The 2,908-nt window shown below is 75.1% G+C and carries 1 protein-coding gene; it reads left to right on the top strand.

Features of this window, described 5'->3' with window-relative positions:
* A partial coding sequence (locus AB0469_RS41005) for a condensation domain-containing protein (RefSeq protein WP_366456706.1) occupies positions 1-2,908 on the top strand: 2,908 nt, incomplete at both ends.

The raw sequence follows: 2,908 nt of genomic DNA, 5'->3' as shown, positions 1-2,908 counted from the left end.
CCGACACCCAGATCAAGATCCGCGGCTTCCGCATCGAACCCACCGAGATCGAAACCCTCCTCACCACCCACCCCGACCTCACCCAGGCCACCCTGCTCGCCACGGACGAGCTGACCGCGTACGTCACGACCGTGCCGGGCGCCGCCGTCACCCCCGGCTCCCTGCGGGCCTGGCTGCGGGAGCGGCTGCCGGAGCACATGGTGCCCGCCCGCTTCGCGGTCCTGGACCGGCTGCCGCTCACCCCCAACGGGAAGATCGACAAACGGGCGCTGCCGGCCGTGGAGGCCCCCCTGGAGTCCGGCGGCCGGGCTCCCCGCACCGAACTGGAGGAGCTGGTACGGACCCTGGTCGGGGAGGTACTGGGCTCGGCCGCCCCGCTGTCGGTGGACGACTCCTTCTTCGACCACGGCGGGCACTCCCTGCTCGCCGCCAAGCTCACGGGGCGGATCGGCGCCACCCTCGGGGCGCCCCTCACCCTGCGGGACGTGTTCCAGCACCCCACCCCGGCCGCCCTCGCCCGCCGGATCACCGAGGTCTCGGGCCGCAAGGTGCTGCCGGCCCCCGCCCGGGCGGCGGTCCGGCCCGAGCGGCCGCCGCTGTCCTCCGCCCAGCGGCGGCTGTGGCTGGTGGCCGGGCTCCAGGGCCCGGACACCGCGTACAACGTGCCGATGGCGGTGCGGCTGACCGGGGCGACGGACCCGGAGGTCCTGCGGGCCGCCGTCGGCGACCTGGTGCGGCGGCACGAACCGCTGCGGACCCGGTTCGCCACCGCCGACGGGCAGCCCTACCAGGTGGTCGCCCCCGCCGAGGAGGCCGCCGCGGGCGTCTTCTTCGAGGTCCGGGAGGTGGCGGAGGAGGACCGGGAGGCGGCCCTGCGCACGGCCGCCGGGCACGCCTTCGACCTGGCCGCCGAGCACCCCCTGCGGGTGACCCTGCTCCGCGGGGGCGACGGCCGTGACACCCTGCTCGTCCTGCTGCACCACATCGCCACCGACGGCCAGTCCCTGCGCCCGCTCTTCGCCGACCTGTCCGCCGCCTACGCCGCCCGCGCCGCGGGCCGGGCCCCCGACTGGCAGCCGCTGCCCCTGGAGTACACCGACTACGCCCTGTGGCAGGGCCCGGCCCTGGAGGGCGGGGTGCTGGAGGAGCAGCTCTCCTACTGGCGGACCGCCCTGGCGGACCTGCCCGAGGAGCTGCCGCTGGTCACCGACCGGCCCCGGCCGCCGGTGGCCGGCCGGCGGGGCGGCGCGGTCCGGGTGGACTTCGGGCGCGAGCTGCACAAGCGGGTGCTGGAACTGGCCCGGGCCGAGCGCTGCACCCCCTTCATGGTGCTCCAGGCGGCCCTGGCGGCCACCCTGACCCGGCTCGGGGCCGGTACGGACCTGCCGCTGGGCTCACCCGTGGCGGGCCGCGCCGACGAGTCCCTCGCGGATCTGGTGGGCTTCTTCGTCAACACGCTGGTGCTGCGCACCGACACCTCCGGGGACCCGGCCTTCCGGGAGCTGCTGGCCCGGGTGCGGGCCGCCGACCTGGACGCCTTCGCCCACCAGGACGCCCCCTTCGACCTGGTGCTGGAGGCCGTGAACCCGGCGCGTTCGCTGGCCCGGCACCCGCTGTTCCAGGTGTGCCTGGCCCTGGAGTCGGGACCGGCCCCCGCTCCCGAGTTCCCCAGGGTCACGGCCGGTCCGGCGGAGCCGCTGGCCACCGGTGCCGTCAAGTTCGACCTGGAGTTCCTGCTCTCCGCCGACGAGGAGACCGGGCTGACGGGGGCGGTGCTCTACAGCTGCGACCTGTACGACCGGGAGACCGTGGAGCGGATGATCCGGGTGCTGCGGCGGGTGCTGGAGCACGCGGTGGCCGCGCCCGAGGTGCCGCTGTCGGGCCTGGAGGTGCTGGGCGCCGAGGAGCGCGCCCGGGTACTCGTGGAGTGGCCCGGGCAGGCCACGTCCGAAACCCGGGAGGGCGGACCGGCCCTGCTGACGGCCCGGTTCGAGGAGCAGGCGCGGCTGCGGCCGGAGACCCCCGCGCTGGTCTTCGCCGCCGAGACCGTGACGTACGGGGAGCTGAACCTCCGCGCCAACCGGCTGGCCCGGCACCTCCGTTCACGGGGGCTGGGCCGCGGAGACCTGGCCGGCATCCTCCTGGAACGCGGGATCCCCTTCGCCGTGGCCGTCCTCGCCGTGGTCAAGACCGGCGCCGGATACGCCCTCCTCGACCCCGAGTTCCCCGACGAACGCCTCCGCGGCACCGCGGAGGACGCCGCCGTACGGCTGCTCGTGACGGACTCCGCGCAGGGGGCCCGGCAGCTCGACGGCCCCTGGACCCGGGTCCGTACCGACGCCGAGGCCACGGAGACCGACGGACACGCCGGCCACGACCTGAAGGTGGCGCTGACCGGGGACGACACCGCCTGCGTGATGTTCACCTCCGGCTCCACCGGACACCCCAAGGGCATCCTCTCCACCCACCGCAACCTCGTCTCCACCCTCACCCACCAGACCTACGCCGCCTTCGGCCCCGGCGAGGTGTTCCTCCAGTGCTCCCCCGTCTCCTGGGACGCCTTCAGCCTCGAATTCTGGGGCGCCCTCCTCCACGGCGGCACCACCGTCCTCCAACCCGGACAACGACCCGAACCGGCCGTCGTCGCCGCCCTCAGCCGCGCCCACGCGGTGACGATGCTCCAGCTCTCCTCCAGCCTCTTCAACTACCTCACCGACGAGCACCCCGAGACCTTCGCCACCACCCGCATCGTCTACACCGGGGGCGAGCCCGCCTCCCCCACCCACATCGCCCGCCTCCACACCCTCCACCCGCACCTGACCATCACCAACGGCTACGGCCCCGCCGAGTCCATGGGCTTCACCACCACCCACACCGTGGACCCCGGGGTCCCGGCGGGCGCCACCGT

Origin of the sequence: Streptomyces sp. NPDC093801, from assembly GCF_040701585.1 — a bacterium.
GTDB lineage: Bacteria > Actinomycetota > Actinomycetes > Streptomycetales > Streptomycetaceae > Streptomyces.
This window is presented reverse-complemented; position numbering and strand designations above follow the sequence as displayed.